The organism is Streptomyces sp. NPDC088246 (assembly GCF_044741025.1).
Classification (GTDB): domain Bacteria; phylum Actinomycetota; class Actinomycetes; order Streptomycetales; family Streptomycetaceae; genus Streptomyces.
Map to the genome: position 1 here is coordinate 85,930 of NZ_JBIURV010000014.1, position 17,903 is coordinate 103,832.

Below are 17,903 nucleotides of genomic sequence, written 5' to 3' on the forward strand. Positions count from 1 at the left end.
TCGGGCCGCAGGCTGTCACGGAAGGAGTCTAAAGGCAGGGGAGGGGCGTGGGGCGGCGGATGCCGGGGAGCTCTCACCAAGGTTCTGTGCATACGGTGTACGACTCCAGCCCGTCACGTGAGGTTCGATATGCCCTGGGCAGGGATGTGGACCCCTGCTCATTGGACGTTGGGGAGCACCGGCCGCAGCCCGTTCCAGCGCGAGATCGCGCAGCCGTTGGTCCGGTCGAAGGCCGTGTCGATGCTCCTTCCCCGCCAGGTCCCGGTGACCCGGGCGGTGGCCGGACCCCCGAACTGCTGGGTGCACATCGCATCCCCGGGCACCGGGGCGAACGGGTCCGCGCCCTCGCCCGCCAGCTCCTCCAGCCGGTCACAGGCCTGCTGCGCCGCCGGGTGGCTGCCGCCCGCCGGTCCGCACTTCAGCTCGAAGACGCCCTCGGCCGCGGGATCTCCCGTGCCCGAGACCGTCACCGTCAGCCGGGTACGGGCGTCGTCGGCGTGCAGCAGGGGCAGCGGCAGCGGAAGGGGGGCGGTGGCCGCGGTCGCGCCCGGTGCGGCGGCGGACAGCGCGGCGAGAGACGCGACGACGGTGAGGGCGAGGCGACGCAACATGCGGGCTCCTGTGCTCGTGCACTTCGACGAGAGGGACGGGACAGCGGGTGGAACGAATGGGAAGAACGGGAAGGCGGCGCCTCCCTCGTCTCACTAACGCTCCGCACGCCACGGCGTTGCGCAACCGCAGGCACTTTGCCCTCGTGCCCGACTGCCTAGTACCGTAGGCAGCGATTGGTGAGGCAGTGCTCAGCTGTGTCATCATCTGCACGCACCACTCGCGCTCGCGCGGGGTGTGCTGGAGGCGTCGCCTAGTCCGGTCTATGGCGCCGCACTGCTAATGCGGTTTGGGTCTTAAAGCCCATCGAGGGTTCAAATCCCTCCGCCTCCGCTTCATCACCGAAGCCCCGTGTCGCCGACACGGGGCTTCGGTCGTATCCGGACCCGGGCGGTCCGAATATGAGCCCGTGGTGGCCCGCGGCCCGCTCGGGTGTCCGGTCGGACAGTCGTCCGCGGTAGCCCCAAACGGAGTGTTTTCGCAGGTCAGGGGTGGTGTGGCTAAAGGATTTCGCGCTACGGCGCAGGTCATGTAATGTTGTTCCCGCAACGCCGACCAGGCAGAAAAGCCCGGAACGCCAAGCACTCGTAGCTTAACGGATAGAGCATCTGACTACGGATCAGAAGGTTGCAGGTTCGAATCCTGCCGAGTGCACAGTGGCAAGAGGCCCCCGGATTCATCCGGGGGCCTCTTGGCATTCCCTCCGCCTGAATCGGAATCCGGGAGTTCGCGCATGGGCTGGCAGTGCACCGGGCTGCGATGGCCCAACGCGCAGGGGTCGCCCGTGCTGGGGTGGCGCCGGGGCGGGGCCGTACGGGTGAGTGTGCTGACCTATGGGACGGAGCTCGGCTTCCGGGCCGTGGGGGAGCGATGCTGCGTCGGGGCGCGAGGCAATGCGTGTCCGGTGAAGGCCGTGGTGTCGGGGCGCAGCGCGGGGGCACGGTGTCCTGAGTGCGCGCGGCTGGACCGGGCGCACTCGGTGGCCGCCGACACGATCGCCGATGACCCCCGGACGTACCGCGTGTATCTCGCCTGGTTCGGGCCGGGGATGGTGAAGGTCGGGATCACCGCCGAGGAGCGGGAGGCGGCGAGGCTGCGGGAGCAGGGGGCCGTGGTGTTCAGCTGGCTGGGGCGGGGGCCGTTGATGGCGGCGCGGCGGACCGAGGAGCTGCTGCGGTCGGCGCTCGGGGTGCCGGACCGGATTCCGTACGCCAGGAAACGGGCCGTGCGCGCGGTGCTGCCGGGGGTGGCGGAGCGGCGGGCCGAGGTGGCGCAGCTCTACGGGCGGGCTGCGGCGCTGGAGGGGGCCGGGTGGCCGCAGTCGCTGGAGCGGTTGCCGTTCGAGGCGGTCGATCATGCCGGGCTGTTCGGTCTTGACGGCGCGGTCGAGGTGGCGTGGGCGGTCACCGAGTTGGTCGACGGGGGCGTGGTCGCGGGGCGGCTGGTGGCGGCTGCGGGGCCCGATCTGCATCTGGAGACGGTGAAGGACGGGGTCGTGGTGCTCGACACCCGGCTGATGACCGGGTGGGAGCTGGCGGGCGCCGACGCCGGGGCCGGGGTGGGCGTGCCGGTGGCCGACATCGGGGGTGGTGGCGTGCAGGGCGGGCTGTTCTGAGATCGTCGGGGCCGGACGGTGAAAGGGGTGTGCAATGAGTGGTGACGCCGACGACGTCGTGCGGTTCTGGGAACGGCTGGGGCTGCCCGGGATCATCGATGTCCATACGCACTTCATGCCGGAGCGGGTGCTCCGCAAGGTCTGGGCGTACTTCGACTCCGCGGGGCCGCTGACCGGGATGGAGTGGCCGATCGAGTATCGGCACGACGAGGACGAACGCCTCGCGCTGCTGCGCTCGTTCGGCGTGCTCCGGTTCACCTCGATGCTCTACCCGCACAAGGCCGGCATGGCGGCCTGGCTGAACGGCTGGGCGGCCGACTTCGCGCGCCGGGTGCCGGACTGTCTGCACACCGCGACGTTCTTCCCGGAGGAGGGCGTGGAGCGGTACGTACGAGAGGCCGTGGAGGCGGGGGCTCGGGTCTTCAAGTCGCACCTTCAGGTCGGCGCGTACGACGCCAACGACCCGCTGCTGGAGCCGGTGTGGGGACTGCTCGCGGAGGCCGGGGTTCCGGTGGTGATGCACTGCGGCTCCGGGCCGGCGCCCGGCAATTACACGGGACCCGAACCGGTCGGCCGGCTGCTCGCCCGGCATCCGCGGCTGCGGCTGATCGTGGCGCACCTGGGGATGCCGGAGTACACGGAGTTCCTGGCGCTGGCGGAGACGTACCCGGAGGTCCGGCTCGATACGACGATGGCGTTCACGGACTTCACGGAGGACTTCACGCCGTTCCCGGTGGCTGAGCGGGGGCGGCTCGCGGCGCTCGGGGACCGGATTCTGCTGGGGACGGACTTCCCGAACATCCCGTATCCGTACGCGCATCAGCTGCACGCGCTGGAGCGGCTGGAGCTGGGGGACGACTGGCTGCGCGCGGTCTGTCACGGGAACACGAGCGTGTTGTTCGGCGTGGGCTGACGGGCTGCCGGTCCGCCGAGGGTTCCGCTTTCTCAGGGAATTCACAGAGTCGGGAAAGGACCCTCTCAGAGGAGCCTCACAGGGTCGAGGCATGACGACGACGACCTCGCCCCAGGGGCGTACCGAACTGCTGAGGGCGGACCGCAGCCCCGTCCGTGTGCTGGTGGTGGACGACGAGGCTCCGCTCGCCGAGCTGCTCTCCATGGCCCTGCGTTACGAGGGCTGGGAGGTGCGCAGCGCCGGGGACGGTGCCGGTGCCGTACGGATGGCGCGCGACTTCCGTCCCGATGCGGTGATCCTCGATGTGATGCTGCCCGACACGGACGGGTTCGCCGTGCTCGGCAGACTGCGGCGGGAGCTCTCCGAGGTCCCCGTGCTGTTCCTGACCGCGCGCGACGCGGTGGAGGACCGGATCGCCGGGCTCACGGCGGGCGGCGACGACTACGTCACCAAGCCGTTCAGCCTGGAGGAGGTCGTGGCGCGGCTGCGCGGGCTGATCCGGCGGGCCGGTACGGCGGCCGTACGCAGCGAGTCGACGCTCGTCGTCGGCGATCTGATGCTCGACGAGGACAGCCATGAGGTGAGCCGGGGCGGAACGTCCATCCATCTCACGGCGACCGAGTTCGAGCTGCTGCGCTTCCTGATGCGCAATCCGCGGCGGGTGCTGAGCAAGGCGCAGATCCTGGACCGGGTGTGGAACTACGACTTCGGCGGGCAGGCGAACGTCGTCGAGCTGTACATCTCGTACCTGCGCAAGAAGATCGACGCCGGGCGGTCACCGATGATCCACACCCGGCGCGGGGCGGGATACCTCATCAAGCCCGGTGAGTAGGCGTGTGAGCCGGCGGCGGGGGCCGTGGACGCTGCGGACCCGGCTCGTGGTCTCGGCGGTGGCGCTGATCGCCGTGGTCGCCGCGGTCATCGGCTCGGTCACCACCATCGCCTACCGCAGCTATATCTACGGAAAGCTCGACGATCAGCTGAATTCCATCGCCATGCGGGCCTCCAAGCCGCCCCTCGGCGCCGGGGGGCCGATGCCCGGCGGTGCACGGCAGAGCGACGACCCGCTGGCCTTCGTCGACGTGCGCGGGCTGCCCGTCGGCGCCTTCGGGGCCGTTCTGTCGGACGGCTCGGTCACCGATTCGAGGGTGGTCGCGGAGAGCACCACCACGCCGGGGCTGGGGACCGAGGACGGCGGCCGGCCGATGACCGACGCCCAGCAGAGCGCCCTGGAAGCGGCGGACACCCCTGTCGGTGGCGGGGCGCAAAGCATCGACCTGCCCGGACTCGGTTCCAACCGGGTGGAGGCCGTCATGGGCCCGCAGGGGACGACGATCCTTGTCGGCATCTCCGCCGCCGAGGTGAGCTCCGCCCTCACCACCCTGATCCTCGTCGAGGTCTGTGTCACCGGAGCCGGTCTGATCGCGGCCGGTATCGCGGGCGCCGCCATGGTCGGTGTCGCGCTGCGACCACTGCGCCGGGTCGCCGTGACCGCGACCCGGGTCTCCGAACTCCCGCTGCACAGCGGCAAGGTGGCCCTCCTGGAGCGGGTCCCGGAGGCCGAGGCCGATCCGCGGACCGAGGTCGGGCAGGTGGGCGCGGCGCTCAACCGGATGCTGGGCCATGTCGGTTCGGCGCTGGAGGTGCGGCAGGAGAGCGAGACGCGGGTACGTCAGTTCGTCGCGGACGCCAGCCATGAGCTGCGCACCCCGCTGGCCTCGATCCGCGGATACGCCGAACTGACCCGGCGCGGCCGCGAGGAGACCGGCCCCGACACCCGGCATGCCCTGGGGCGGATCGAGTCCGAGGCGGAGCGGATGACGGGCATGGTGGAGGATCTGCTGCTGCTCGCCCGCCTGGATGCCGGGCGCCCGCTGAGTCACGAAAGCACCGATCTCTCGCCGGTCGTCGTCGACGCGGTGAGCGATGCCCGCGCCGCCGGGCAGGAGGATCACCACTGGCGCCTCGAACTGCCGGACGAGCCCGCGACCGTGTACGGCGATCCGACCCGGCTCCATCAGGTGCTGGTCAATCTGCTGGCGAACGCCCGTACGCACACCCCGCCCGGCACCACCGTCACCGTGCGGGTGCGTGCCACGGCCGGCCACCCCTGGGTGACGCTGGAGGTCCAGGACGACGGGCCCGGCATTCCGCCTCAGCTGCTGCCGCATGTCTTCGAACGGTTCGCGCGCGGTGATGCCTCGCGCTCCCGCCACGCGGGTTCCACCGGGCTCGGTCTCGCCATCGTGCAGGCTGTCGTCGCCGCGCACGGCGGCCGGGTGGAGGTGGCCTCGGTCCCGGGACACACGGTGTTCGCCGTCCATCTGCCGGCGCTTGTCGCGGTTGCTCCGCACTCACAGCAGGGGGACAGGCTCAGCACATCGGCGTGACAGCGGGGCCGACGAGTGTCGATGGCATGCGAACCGACACTCCTTGGAGCACCCTGCCGGCCCGGGACCACCTCCTTGCCGGAGCGGTCGATGCGGCAGGTGCACCCGTACTCGATGTGGTGGTACCCGTCTGCAACGAGGAGAAGGACCTCGAACCGTGTGTGCTGCGCCTGCACGACCATCTGGCGCGCACCTTCCCGTACGCCTTCCGGATCACCGTCGCGGACAACGCGAGCACCGACCGGACACCGCAGGTGGCGGCCCGGCTCGCGGCGGCGCTGCCCAGGGTGCGGTCGTACCGGCTGGAGGACAAGGGCCGCGGGCGGGCGCTGCGCACCGTCTGGTCGCACTCGGACGCCCCGGTCCTGGCGTACATGGACGTCGATCTCTCCACCGACCTCAACGCGCTGCTGCCGCTGGTCGCACCGCTGATCTCGGGCCACTCGGACCTGGCGATCGGCTCACGGCTGGCCCGTAGCTCGCGGGTGGTGCGCGGGTCGAAGCGGGAGTTCATCTCGCGCGCCTACAACCTTATTCTCCGCTCGTCGCTGGCCGCCCGGTTCAGCGATGCGCAGTGCGGATTCAAGGCCATCCGCCATGAGGTCGCGCAGCGGCTGCTGCCGATGGTCGAGGACACGGGGTGGTTCTTCGACACCGAGATGCTGGTGCTCGCCGAGCGCGCCGGGCTGCGTATCCACGAGGTGCCGGTCGACTGGGTCGACGACCCCGACTCCACCGTCCACATCGTGCGTACCGCGACCGAGGATCTGAAAGGGGTGTGGCGGGTGGGGCGGGCGCTGGCAGTCGGCGCACTGCCGCTGGACCGGCTGGCGAGGCCCTTCGGAGACGATCCGCGCGACCGCGCTCTGAGCGGGGTGCCGCGCGGCCTGGCCCGGCAACTCGTCGGATTCTGTGTCGTCGGCGCGCTTTCCACGCTCTTCTATCTCGCCCTGTACTCGCTCTTCCGGCTGGGTGTCGGCCCGCAGATCGCCAACGGCGGCGCTCTGCTGGTGTCCGCCGTCGCCAATACGGCAGCCAACCGGAGGCTCACCTTCGGCGTACGCGGCCGGGGCGGAGCCGTACGCCACCAGGCGCAGGGCCTGGTCGTCTTCGCCATCGGCCTCGCGCTGACCAGCGGCTCGCTGGCCGCACTGGGCGCGGCGTCCGGATCGCCGTCGCACGGCACGGAACTCGCCGTACTGATCGCGGCCAACCTCGCGGCGACGGTGCTGCGGTTCCTGCTCTTCCGCGCCTGGGTCTTCCCGGAGCGGGCCTCCGGTGCGCCTGCGGCTACCGCGGCCTTTGCGGCTCCCGCCCCGGCCGGGCGCGCCGATGACACTCACCACGAACTGGGGAACGTCCGATGACCACGCTGCGACCCGGCCACCTTCCGGCCCCGCCGGATGTGCCGACGCCCCCGGCACCGGCCGCGGGGGGCGGCCACGCGCGCCCGAACAAGCCCTTGGCGCACCGCGTGTGGCGGGGCAGGTCCGAGGACCCGCGCTGGGCCCGGCCCGCCTTCCTGGCCATGCTGCTGGTCGTCGCGCTCGCGTACCTGTGGAATCTCAGCGCCTCCGGGTACGCCAACTCCTTCTACTCCGCGGCCGTCCAGGCGGGGAGCCAGAGCTGGAAGGCCTTCTTCTTCGGCTCGTTGGACGCTGCCAACGCGATCACTGTCGACAAGCCCCCGGCCACGCTCTGGCCGATGGCCCTGTCGGTGCGGATCTTCGGCCTCGGTTCGTGGGCGGTTCTGGTTCCGCAGGTGCTGATGGGGGTGGCCACGGCCGGGGTGCTGTACGCGGCCGTACGCCGCCGCTTCAACGCCCCCGCCGGACTGATCGCGATGGCGGTGTTCGCGCTCACGCCCGTCGCCGCGCTGATGTTCCGCTTCAACAACCCGGATGCGCTGCTGGCGTTGCTGATGACCGTCACCGTCCACTGCGTGCTGCGCGCGATGGAGAACGGCCGGACCAAGTGGCTGGTGTGGGCGGGTGTCGCGGTCGGTTTCGCGTTCCTGTCCAAGACCCTGCAGGCGTTCCTGATCCTGCCGCCGCTGGCCGTGCTGTACGCGGTGTTCGCGCCGGTCTCCGTACGCAAGCGGTTCGGCCAGCTCGGGCTCTCGGCGCTCGCGATGGTCGTCGCGGGCGGCTGGTGGGTGGCGATCGTCGAACTGTGGCCCGCCTCGTCGCGCCCGTACATCGGCGGCTCCCAGAACAACTCCTTCCTGGAACTGACCTTCGGCTACAACGGTCTCGGCCGGATCAACGGCGACGAGACCGGCAGCGTCCAAGGAGGCGGGGGCGGCGGCGGTCAGTCCGGCGGTCAGTGGGGGGAGACCGGCATCGGCCGGATGTTCAACTCCGAGATCGGCGGCCAGATCTCCTGGCTGCTTCCCGCCGCGCTGATCCTGCTCGCCGCGGGCGTCTGGCTCACCTGGAAGGCCAGGCGCACCGACACGGCCCGTGCGGCGTTCCTCGCCTGGGGCGGCTCGCTGCTGATGACGGCGGTCGTCTTCAGCTTCATGGCCGGCATCTTCCACCAGTACTACACGGTCGCCCTGGCTCCGTATATCGCGGCGCTCGTGGGTATGGGGGCCACGGTCCTGTGGGAGGAACGGGCCAGGTGGCGGGCGCGTGGAGCGCTCGGCGTGACGGTCGCGGTGACCGCGCTCTGGTCGCACGTCCTGCTGGGACGGACCGCGGACTATCTGCCGTGGCTGCGCTGGGCCGTCCTCGTCGGCGGTCTGGCCGGAGCGGCGGGCCTGCTGCTCGCCCCGCGTCTCGGACGTCGACTGGCGCTCGCAGCGGTAGGGGTGAGCTTTGTCGCGGCGCTGGCCGGGCCGACGGCGTACACCCTCAGCACGCTGAACACCGGGCATCAGGGCTCGATCGTCACGGCCGGTCCGTCCGGCGCCGGCTCCATGGGCGGTCCCGGTGGCATGGGCGGCGCAATGCGGCCTCCCGGCCAGGGCAACCAGCAGGGCGGCGGCATGGGCCGGCCCCCGACGGGCGGCCAGGGCGCCGGTCCCACCGGACAGCAGGGCCAGGGTCAGGGCGGCAACCAGCAGAACGGCCGGCAGCCGGGTGCGATGCCCGGCACCGGCACCGCACCCGGCACAGGCACCTCGCCCGGCACCGCACCCGGCGGCACGGGCGAAGGCGGCACCCCAGGAGGAGGCGGCATGGGCGGTCTGCTCAACGGCTCGTCCGTCAGTGCCGAGGCCGAGAAGCTCCTGGAGGAGAGCGCCGCCGACTACACCTGGGCCGCCGCCGCCATCGGCTCACAGAATGCGGCGAGCTACCAACTCGCCACCGGAGAACCGGTGATGGCGATCGGCGGCTTCAACGGCAGTGACCCGTCCCCGACGCTCTCCCGGTTCAAGAAGTACGTCGAGGACGGCAGGATCCACTACTTCATCGCGGGCGGGATGGGCGGGGGCGGCGGCAACAGCGGCACCTCGTCCCGGATCTCCTCCTGGGTGGAGGGGAACTTCAAGGAGGTCACGGTCGGCAGCGCCACCTTCTACGACCTGACCCGGCCGAAGAGCGGCGAGTAGAGGCTGAGAGCCTGTCGGGTGACCTCTGATCGGGCGGCCACGGCCTGGCACGCACTCCCCCAAGGCCTTAAGGGCCAGGGGGGACCCCCTCCGGCGTTGCCGAAATGGCCTAGTAGCTCCTTCCCCGAACTCTCAACTTCGTTCGAGCAGGGGAGGCCCCATCCGAGGCCATCCCGGCGCCTTGGAATCGCACGCACCATGCCGCGTCCGCTCTCCGATCGAAGGTCACCCGACAGGCTCTCAGCGCCGCAGCAGCAGATCCGCGACAACCGGGCGGTGGTCCGAGGCAAGCGTCTCGGCCACCGCCGCGTCGCGTACCCGCACGGAATCCTTCGACACCGCCACGTAATCGATCCGCTGCACCGGATCCTGCGCCGGGTACGTCGGCCCGCCGGGCTCGACGTCCGTCAGTTCCTTCCACAGCGGGGCGAGTTCGGGAGCGGCCGGTGCCGCGTTGAAGTCGCCGAGCAGGATCTGCCGCACCTTCTGCCGCCCCGGTGCCTCGTCCTCGGCCATGACCCGGCGGGTGTCGGCGACCTGGGCGGTCCGTACAGACGGGTCGCCGCGGTAGTCGAGGTGCGTCACATACACATGCACGGGCAGCCCCTTCACCCGCAGGACCACCTCGCCGAAGCCGGGCGCGGGGGCCGGAACCGGGTTCGGGTCCTGGGTGGAGAGCCGGGTGATCTCGTGGTTCTCGGCGCTCACGATCCGGTACCTGGACAGCACCGCGACACCGAACTCACGCCGGGGCGCACCCGGAGTATCAGGGGCGAGGCTGTAGATCGGGGCGAACGAGACCTGCATGTGCAGCCGCTCGGCCAGCTCGGCCGCCAGATCGCGCCACTCGCTGCGGGTGCCCCAGTGGACGTCGACCTCCTGGAGCCCGATCACATCGGCGTCCAGTGAGCGGAGCTCGGCGGTCTGCCGGTCGAGATCGAAGACATTGTCCATGCCGGCGCCTGCATGGATGTTGTACGTGGCCACGCGCAGCGGCACCGCGTGCCCCTGCCCGGCGGCCGATGCCGGGGGCGCGGCGGCGGTGCCCAACAGGCCCGCTGCGATGAGCATTTCCACCGTACGACGACGCAGTGACATACCACTCCAGTCCTTGTCGGATCAGCGGCGAGCACGGTACCGCGCGGAATTGAGTTGTACGCCGTATGGGGCTGGCTATACGGTGTAAGTCTCGTTCTCGTACACCGTATAAGGCACCAGGAGTCCGCATGACGGCGACCGTCGCCGAGCAGAGCCGCCTCACGCCACCGAGCCACCCGCAGCGCTGGCTGATCCTCGGCGTCATCTGCCTCGCCCAGCTCACCGTGTTGCTCGACAACACCGTGCTCAACGTGGCGATCCCCTCCCTCACCCGGGAGCTGGACGCCTCCACCGCCGACGTGCAATGGATGATCAACGCCTATTCGCTGGTCCAGTCGGGTCTGCTGCTCACGGCCGGCAGCTCTGCCGACCGCTACGGCCGCAAGAAGATGCTGGTCGCGGGGCTCGCCCTGTTCGGCATCGGCTCGCTGGTGGCCGGACTGGCCCAGTCGTCCACGCAGCTGATCGCCGCCCGCGCGGGCATGGGCATCGGCGGTGCACTGCTGATGACGACGACCCTGGCCGTGATCGTGCAGATCTTCGACGACTCCGAGCGGGTCAAGGCGATCGGCATCTGGTCGACCGTCAGCTCGCTCGGCTTCGCCGTCGGACCGCTGGTCGGCGGCGTGATGCTCGAGCACTTCTGGTGGGGTGCGATCTTCCTGATCAACATCCCGGTCGCCGTCATCGGCCTGGTCGCCGTCATCCGGCTCGTCCCGGAATCCAAGAACCCCAGCAGTGAGCGCCCCGACCTGCTCGGCGCACTGCTCTCCACCATCGGCATGGCGTCCGTCGTGTACGCGATCATCTCCGGTCCGGCGCACGGCTGGGTGTCGGGCCAGGTGCTGCTGACCGCCTTCGTCGGGGCCGCCGTACTGATCGGGTTCGTGCTGTGGGAGCTGCACATCCCGTACCCGATGCTGGACATGCACTTCTTCCGGAACCAGAAGTTCATCGGCGCGGTCGCGGGCGCGATCCTGGTCGCCTTCGGGATGGGCGGCTCGCTGTTCCTGCTCACCCAGCAGCTCCAGTTCGTCCTCGGCTACGGGGCGCTGGAGGCCGGTCTGCGTACGGCTCCGCTGGCGCTGAGCGTCGTCGCCCTGAACCTCACCGGACTGGGCGCCAGGCTGGTGCCCAAGCTGGGCACGCCCGTCACCATTGCGGCCGGCATGAGCCTGCTGGCCGCCGGACTCGCCGCGATCGCGCTGCTCGGCGGCGACGGCTACGGCGGCATGCTGCTCGGCCTGGTCGTGATGGGTGCGGGCATCGCGCTCGCCATGCCCGCCATGGCCAACGCGATCATGAGCGCCATTCCGCCGGAGAAGGCGGGCGTGGGCGCCGGGGTCAACGGCACGCTCGCCGAGTTCGGCAACGGTCTGGGGGTCGCCGTCCTCGGCGCGGTGCTGAACTCCCGGTTCGCGGCGCTCGTGCCGGCGGCCGTCGGGGCCGCCTCGCTGCCCGCCGCGCTGGCCTCGGCCACCGACGACGGGGAGCGGGCGCGGATCACGGACGCCTTCGCCTCGGGACTGGAGACCAGCCAGCTGGTCGGAGCGGTGGCGGTGCTGGCCGGCGGACTGCTGGCAGCGGCGCTGCTGCGCCGCGCGGAGCGGGCAGAATCTGCCCGGGCGGGCTCGGCCGAGGCCGAGGTGGCGGCATAGCATCGAGGCGGGGCGCATCGGACCGTACGGATCCGCTTCGTGCACACGCGTACGCATCCGGTCCGTCCCGCCGGCAAGACGAGGAGAGTGCGCCATGGTGTCCGCGGCCGACCGTGTGAAGAACCCCGCCAGGACCAGCGTGTGGCTGGACCGGAGGGCACCCTCGCGCACCCGTAAATCGGATCAGCCGGCCGGTCTCGACCGGGACAGGATCACTGCGGCTTCTGTCCGGCTGCTGGACGCCGAGGGCCTCGCCAAGTTCTCCATGCGCCGGCTCGCCGCCGAGCTGGACGTCACCGCGATGTCCCTCTACTGGTACGTGGACACCAAGGACGATCTGCTGGAGCTGGCCCTCGACTCGGTCTTCAGCGAGATCACGCCCCCTCGCGAAGACGCCCACTGGCACGACCGGCTGCGCGAACTGGCCATGGCCTACCGGGAATTGCTGGTCCGGCATGGCTGGGTGTCGCCGCTCGCCGGCCACTTCCTGAACATGGGCCCCTACTCGATGCTGTTCTCGCACGCCATCCAGGACGTGATCCGGGCGACGGGGCTGCCGCTGCACCAGCAGACGGGCGCACTCTCCGCGGTCTTCCAGTTCGTGTACGGATTCGGCACCATCGAGGCCCACTTCGTGCAGCGCAGCGCGGAGTCGGGGGTCAGCCAGGACGAGTTCTTCCAGCAGGCGCTGGGCACCATCCGGAGCCAGCCGCAGCTCAGCCGGATCGTCGAGTCCTCACAGGACCTGATGGACGCCCGCGGCGGCGACACGGTCGAGGAGATGCGCGACCGGGACTTCACCTTCGCCCTGGACCTGCTGATCGCGGGCATCGAGGCGATGCGGGACCGCTGAGACCTCGTTCGTCCCTCAGTACTCGCGCCCCACATCCACGGCCGCCCCCGGCAGCCGGTCCTGCGCCATCGCCTCCCAGCACGCGGCGAAGTCGGTGACGATGTCCTCGTCCGCCCGGTTCGCGGACGACGGAGGCGTCCAGCGTCGGCGCGGCCGGCAGCCGGGCCCGCGCGAGCAGGCCCGGCACCGGAACATGTGCATGTGCTCGGGAAGGCATCCGGGAAACGTATCCGGCAGACAGCGGTCAGCTGCCGGGCGCCAGGTGGGCGGGGAAGCCGCCGGTCGCGACCGGGCCCCAGCGCTGCGGAGTGATCCGGATGATCGACTTCCCCTGCTTCACCATCGCCGCCCGGTACTCGTCCCAGTCCGGGTGCTCACCCGAGATGTTCCGGAAGTACTCGACGAGCGGCTCGACCGAATCCGGTGAGTCGATCACCTCGGCCGAGCCGTCGATCTGCACCCACGGCCCGTTCCAGTCGTCGGACAGGACGATCACGCTGACCCGCTCGTCCCGTTTCGCGTTGCGGGCCTTGGCCCGTTCGGGGTAGGTCGAGACGACGATCCGTCCGGCGTCGTCGACGCCGCAGGTCAGCGGGGAGCCCTGGGGGCGGCCGTCGGACCGGGTGGTCAGCAGGATCGCCCGGTGCCTGGGCCGTACGAAAGCCAGCAACTCGTCGAGTTCCACGGCCGTGTTCGTCGCGATGTCGGGTGCCATGTCCGCAGACTACGACGGCAGGGACTCACCCTGCACGGCCTGGATGTCGAGCTCCACCCGCAGCGTCGTACCGATCGCCGAGATGCCCGCCTGCACCACCTGGTTGTAGTTCATGGCGAAGTCCTCGCGGCGCAGCTCCGCCGTTGCGCTGAACGCCGCACGCACCCCGCCCCACGGGTCCGGGCCCGTCCCGAGGTAGCTCAGGTTCAGGTCGACCGGGCGCACGACGCCGTGCAGCGACAGTTCGCCGTGGACAAGCCAGCGGTCGGGTCCTGCCGGGGCCAGTCCGTCGGAGCGGTACGTGATCTCCGGGAACCGGTCCGAGTCCAGGAAGTCCGGCGAGCGCAGGTGCTTGTCGCGCATGCCGTTGCCGGTGTCGATGCTGGCCGCGCCGATGACGGCGTCGACCCGGGACTGCGCGACGTCCTCCGCGATCTCGATCCGGCCGCTGAACTCGGTGAACCGGCCGTGCACGCTGGAGATCCCCAGGTGCTGCGCGACCGCGGCCACCGAGGAGTGCGCCGGGTCCAGCGACCAGGCGCCCGGCGGCGGCAGCTCCACACCGCCCTGGCGGGCCAGCACCACCGTGCCGGCCTCGACCCGTCCGCTCGCGGTGACGAGGGCGGTGGAGGCGGCGGGGGCGTACCCGACCGCCGTGACGATCACTGTGTACGCGCCGGCCTGCAGGGGAGTGTCGGTCCGCACCGCCCCGTCCTCGTCGGCAGTGGCCCGCAGCACCTGCGCGCCGGTCATGTCGGTGACCGTCACGACCGCGTGCTGGACCGCCCAGCCGTCCCGCGTCCGTACCTGTGCGCGAAGTCCCATCCCGTTTTCTCTCCTTGCTCAATGACTCAATGAGTCGGGCCCCGGGGCGGGGACGGCAGGCCGTCCCCTGCCTGCCGTCCCCGCCACCGGGGCCCATTTCCACCGGCCGGTACAGCGTCTCCGCTCGAAACGCCGACCCGCCAGGGGTCTGTGGTTGCGGCCTCGCCCGCGATTGTCAGCGGCGTCGCGGTGTCCGGGACCTCCGCCTCCGGCGTTGTCGTCAGTCGCCGACGCCCCGCGTCGACTTCCTCCTCCGCCTTGGATCCGAAGGCCCCGGACGCCGCTCCTTCTCCCACTGCCAATCGTGGGCGACGCCGTTACTCGCCGGGGTGGGCGAGCTCGATGTCGTGGCCGTCGACCCCGCGACCGGCCACGGTCAGCGCCCCGGCCATCGGCGGGTAGCCGGTCGCGATGACCGAGTACTCGCCCGCGTCCAGGTCGGCGAAGGCGTATGCCCCGTCGTCCCCGGTCGTCGAGGTGGCGACCACATTGCCCGCCGCGTCGACCAGCGTGACCCGGGCGTCCGGCAGCGGCCGCCGGCCGGAACCGGCCCGCACGACGCCCTGCACCAGCGCACCGGACTGCAGTGCGGCCTCGATCCGGGTGACGCCCTGGCCGCCGATCTCCACCGGCAGCGCCAGCGGACGGAAACCGGCGGCGTTCACCGCGACGGTCACCGAACCGGGGACCAGCTCACCGAAGGTGAACTCGCCCGTCCCACCGGACTTGCCGGTGGCCAGCACATCGCCGCGCACATCGGTCACGATGACCATGGCGCCCTCGACCGGCGCAGCGGTCTCGGCGGTCCGCACGATCCCGGCCAGGCCGCTCGTACCGGAGAGCAGGATGTCGTACGAGAGCGGCTCGTCACCGACGACCACGGTGGAGGCCTGTGGCTGGAAGCCGTCGGCGGACGCGATCAGGACGTAGCTGCCGGAGCCCGGCGCGTCCAGACCGTAGCTGCCGTCGGCCTGGGCGACGGAGCGCCCCAGCTGCCGGCCGGCCAGCGAGATCAGCGTGACGGCGGCCCGTGCGACGGGTGCGCCCTCGGCGCCGCGCACCACACCGTGCACGGCCGTGCCCTGCAGGGTGGCGACCGGGGCTTCCAGGGTGTCGACCGAGGAGGCCGGGGCGACCGGGGCCGTTGCCCGGGAGACCGGTGCGGCAGCGGTGGCCGGAGCCTCGACCGTCTCCGCGGCGGGGGCCGCGGCGTCGTTCGCGGAGTTCGTCTTCAGCGCGACCTCCTTGATGAAGATGGTGATCAGGAAGGCGACCAGCGCGGCCGGAGCGGCGTACAGGAAAACATCGCCGACACCGTGCCCGTAGGCGCTCTCCACGACCGTACGGAACGGTTCGGGCAGTGCGTGCACGTCGGGGATGCCCCCGCCACCGGTGCCGCCGTGGCCCATGGCCGCGCCCTTGGGGCCGAGCTCCGCGAGGCCGTCCTTGACGTAGTGGGTGACACGGTTCGCCATGACGGCGCCCAGCGCCGAGACGCCGATCGCACCACCGAGCGAACGGAAGAAGGTGACGACGGAGCTGGCCGAGCCGAGGTCGGCCGGAGCGACCTGGTTCTGCGCGGCGAGCACCAGGTTCTGCATCATCATGCCGATGCCGAGACCCATCACGAACATGAAGATCGCGATGTGCCAGTACTCGGTGTCGTACCGGATGGTGCCGAGCAGTCCGAGCCCGGCGGTGACCAGGAAGCCACCGGTGACCAGCCAGGCCTTCCAGCGGCCCGTCTTGGTGATGATCTGGCCCGAGATCGTCGAGGAGAGGAAGAGGCCGGTGATCATCGGGATCGTCATGACACCCGACATCGTCGGCGACTTGCCGCGCGCCAGCTGGAAGTACTGGCTGAAGAAGACGGTGCCCGCGAACATCGCGATACCGACGAACAGCGAGGCCAGCGAGGCCAGCGTGATGGTGCGGTTACGGAAGAGACGCAGCGGGATGATCGGCTCGCTGGCCCGGGACTCGGTGAAGACGAAGAGCAGGGTGAGGATCAGGGAACCCGCGAGCATCACGCCGGTCTGCCACGACAGCCAGTCGTACTTGTCGCCCGCGAAGGTGACCCAGAGGAGCAGCAGCGACACGGCGGCGCTGATGAAGAACGCGCCGGTCCAGTCGACCTTGACCTCACGCTTGACGACCGGGAGCTTCAGGGTCTTCTGGAGCACGATCAACGCGATGACCGCGAACGGCACACCGACGTAGAAGCACCAGCGCCAGCCCATCCAGCTGGTGTCCGTGATGACACCGCCGAGCAGCGGACCACCGACGGTGGCGACGGCGAAGACCGCGCCGAGGTAGCCGCTGTAGCGACCGCGCTCGCGCGGGGCGATCATCGCGGCCATCACGATCTGCGCGAGGGCGGAGAGACCACCCACGCCGATGCCCTGGACGACACGGCAGGCGATCAGCATGCCGCTGCTGGTCGACATACCGGCGACGACCGAGCCTGCGACGTAGATGATGAGGGCTATCTGAACCAGCAGCTTCTTGCTGAACAGGTCGGAGAGCTTGCCCCACAGGGGGGTGGTGGCGGTCATGGCCAACAGCGAGGCCGTGACGACCCAGGTGTAGGCGCTCTGGCCGCCGCCGAGGTCGGAGATGATCTCCGGCAGAGCGTTGGAAACGACGGTGGACGACAGAATCGCGACGAACATGCCGAGCAGCAGCCCGGTGAGCGCTTCCATGATCTGCCGGTGTGTCATCGGCGTGCCGTCGGAGGGATCGGATGATCCCCCGTGCTTGGCGTGGCCGCCCCGCACACCGGTTGGTGTGGTCGTAGCCATTGAGTTCCTTGTCTTTGCTTCTGTTACACGGGTGTACGGGTGTGCGAGTCGTTGTCGCTGTCGGCATGCCGGGAGCAGTCGCCGATGTGCTTTCCGGGGGCGCACCCTCCGGGGCCGCGACAGGCAAAACTGTCGCGCAGCCTGGCCAACAGCGTGTTGAGCTGTCCGACGTCGTCGTCGGACCAGTCCGAGAGGTTGTGGATGAACATTTCGGTGGTCCGGCGGTTCAGATCGCTGAGCACGTCGTGTCCGGCGGGGGTCAGCCGCAGGATGCGGGACCGCTTGTCCGCCGGGTCCGAGGACCGTTCGATCCAGCCGCGCTCTGCCACATGGGCGACATGACGGCTGGTCACCGACATGTCGACGGCCATCAGCTCGGCCAGTCTGCTGATCCGCATTTCGCCGTGTTCACGGAGAAGTGCCAGTACGGCCGCCGAGCCGCCAGGGCATTCGGGGGGCAGCATGCGGGCGAGACCCCGCTTGACGGCCCCGATGGCGCTGAGCTGTCGGGCCAGTTCTTCGTACTGACTTCGTACGGCCACGGGCCCTCCAGTACATCTCACCGGTTCATCTTGTTGCTTAGGGCAACCATATAAGCTGTTGGTTGCTGCAGGCAAACGAAATGGGGCTTGCAGAAGTAAAGGAAAGCAAAAGGCTGCGTAGGGCTCGGGTCAAAGCCCCAGCGTGCGGGGTGCGGGCCGTGACGGGTGTGTCTCGTGCCACACCGGAGGCGTGGACGGTGGCCCCGAAACGGCAGTGGGCCCCGAGTGTTGGTCGGGGCCCGACTGTCACCCCGCAGGGGCATAAGGTGCCGCCGGACCGCTAGGGTCCTGACCCATGGCACACAACCGTTCCTTGGCGCCCGGCGCG

General features: G+C 70.4%; 15 protein-coding genes and 2 tRNA genes. 10 read left to right on the plus strand and 7 right to left on the minus strand.

What is annotated here, in order from left to right:
- Positions 1 to 158: 158 nt before the first annotated feature.
- Positions 159 to 611: an SSI family serine proteinase inhibitor gene (locus tag ACIPEK_RS20645; protein WP_401997984.1), complete on the minus strand. Its 453-nt coding sequence runs from the start codon at positions 609 to 611 to the stop codon at positions 159 to 161.
- A 240-nt stretch (positions 612 to 851) separates the two neighbouring features.
- On the opposite strand from ACIPEK_RS20645, the gene ACIPEK_RS20650 reads away from it, so the two are divergent.
- From ACIPEK_RS20650 to ACIPEK_RS20685, 8 genes are all read left to right on the plus strand, one after another.
- Positions 852 to 942: transfer RNA gene (locus ACIPEK_RS20650), tRNA-Ser, on the plus strand.
- Between the two features lie 248 nt (positions 943 to 1,190).
- Positions 1,191 to 1,263, plus strand: a tRNA-Arg gene (locus ACIPEK_RS20655).
- A 79-nt stretch (positions 1,264 to 1,342) separates the two neighbouring features.
- Positions 1,343 to 2,224 (plus strand): DUF2797 domain-containing protein, encoded by an 882-nt coding sequence (locus tag ACIPEK_RS20660; protein WP_401997987.1) that lies wholly within the window; start codon positions 1,343 to 1,345, stop codon positions 2,222 to 2,224.
- Between the two features lie 34 nt (positions 2,225 to 2,258).
- A complete protein-coding gene (locus tag ACIPEK_RS20665; RefSeq protein WP_401997990.1) occupies positions 2,259 to 3,137 on the plus strand; it encodes an amidohydrolase family protein in 879 nt (292 codons plus the stop codon).
- Positions 3,138 to 3,228: 91 nt separating this feature from the next.
- Positions 3,229 to 3,969 carry a response regulator transcription factor gene (locus ACIPEK_RS20670; RefSeq protein ID WP_401997993.1) on the plus strand — a complete coding sequence of 247 codons (741 nt, stop codon included), beginning with the start codon at positions 3,229 to 3,231 and terminating at the stop codon, positions 3,967 to 3,969.
- Positions 3,962 to 5,527, plus strand: a complete 1,566-nt coding sequence (locus tag ACIPEK_RS20675) for a sensor histidine kinase (RefSeq protein WP_401997995.1) — start codon at positions 3,962 to 3,964, stop codon at positions 5,525 to 5,527. Before ACIPEK_RS20670 ends, ACIPEK_RS20675 begins: the two co-directional genes overlap by 8 nt.
- 26 nt (positions 5,528 to 5,553) lie before the next feature.
- Positions 5,554 to 6,894: a glycosyltransferase gene (locus ACIPEK_RS20680; RefSeq protein WP_401997997.1), complete on the plus strand. Its 1,341-nt coding sequence runs from the start codon at positions 5,554 to 5,556 to the stop codon at positions 6,892 to 6,894.
- A complete protein-coding gene (locus tag ACIPEK_RS20685; protein WP_401998000.1) occupies positions 6,891 to 9,083 on the plus strand; it encodes an ArnT family glycosyltransferase in 2,193 nt (730 codons plus the stop codon). The genes ACIPEK_RS20680 and ACIPEK_RS20685 overlap by 4 nt, the downstream gene beginning before the upstream one ends.
- A gap of 240 nt (positions 9,084 to 9,323) precedes the next feature.
- Here ACIPEK_RS20685 and ACIPEK_RS20690 read toward each other — a convergent pair whose 3' ends face one another.
- The gene (locus ACIPEK_RS20690; protein ID WP_401998003.1) at positions 9,324 to 10,181 is read right to left on the minus strand and encodes an endonuclease/exonuclease/phosphatase family protein; all 858 of its coding nucleotides are present in this window, start codon (positions 10,179 to 10,181) and stop codon (positions 9,324 to 9,326) included.
- A gap of 128 nt (positions 10,182 to 10,309) precedes the next feature.
- Between ACIPEK_RS20690 and ACIPEK_RS20695 the strand changes: the two genes are divergently transcribed.
- A complete protein-coding gene (locus ACIPEK_RS20695) occupies positions 10,310 to 11,839 on the plus strand; it encodes an MFS transporter (protein ID WP_401998006.1) in 1,530 nt (509 codons plus the stop codon).
- Positions 11,840 to 11,933: 94 nt separating this feature from the next.
- On the plus strand, positions 11,934 to 12,692 hold the full coding sequence (locus ACIPEK_RS20700; protein ID WP_401998009.1) for a TetR/AcrR family transcriptional regulator: 759 nt from the start codon (positions 11,934 to 11,936) through the stop codon (positions 12,690 to 12,692).
- Between the two features lie 15 nt (positions 12,693 to 12,707).
- Here the strand turns inward: ACIPEK_RS20700 and ACIPEK_RS20705 are convergent, their stop codons facing one another.
- The 5 genes from ACIPEK_RS20705 to ACIPEK_RS20725 all read right to left on the minus strand — a co-directional run bounded on the left by ACIPEK_RS20705 (position 12,708) and on the right by ACIPEK_RS20725 (position 17,575).
- On the minus strand, positions 12,708 to 12,893 hold the full coding sequence (locus ACIPEK_RS20705; RefSeq protein ID WP_401998011.1) for a hypothetical protein: 186 nt from the start codon (positions 12,891 to 12,893) through the stop codon (positions 12,708 to 12,710).
- Between the two features lie 43 nt (positions 12,894 to 12,936).
- Positions 12,937 to 13,407, minus strand: coding sequence for a PPOX class F420-dependent oxidoreductase (locus ACIPEK_RS20710; RefSeq protein WP_383071287.1), 471 nt, complete (start codon positions 13,405 to 13,407; stop codon positions 12,937 to 12,939).
- Between the two features lie 9 nt (positions 13,408 to 13,416).
- On the minus strand, positions 13,417 to 14,232 hold the full coding sequence (locus ACIPEK_RS20715; RefSeq protein ID WP_383071289.1) for a YceI family protein: 816 nt from the start codon (positions 14,230 to 14,232) through the stop codon (positions 13,417 to 13,419).
- Positions 14,233 to 14,549: 317 nt separating this feature from the next.
- Positions 14,550 to 17,033: an MFS transporter gene (locus tag ACIPEK_RS20720; protein ID WP_401998015.1), complete on the minus strand. Its 2,484-nt coding sequence runs from the start codon at positions 17,031 to 17,033 to the stop codon at positions 14,550 to 14,552.
- A 23-nt stretch (positions 17,034 to 17,056) separates the two neighbouring features.
- Complete coding sequence (locus ACIPEK_RS20725) at positions 17,057 to 17,575, minus strand: MarR family winged helix-turn-helix transcriptional regulator (protein ID WP_383081587.1); 519 nt, start codon at positions 17,573 to 17,575, stop codon at positions 17,057 to 17,059.
- Positions 17,576 to 17,903: the final 328 nt, after the last annotated feature.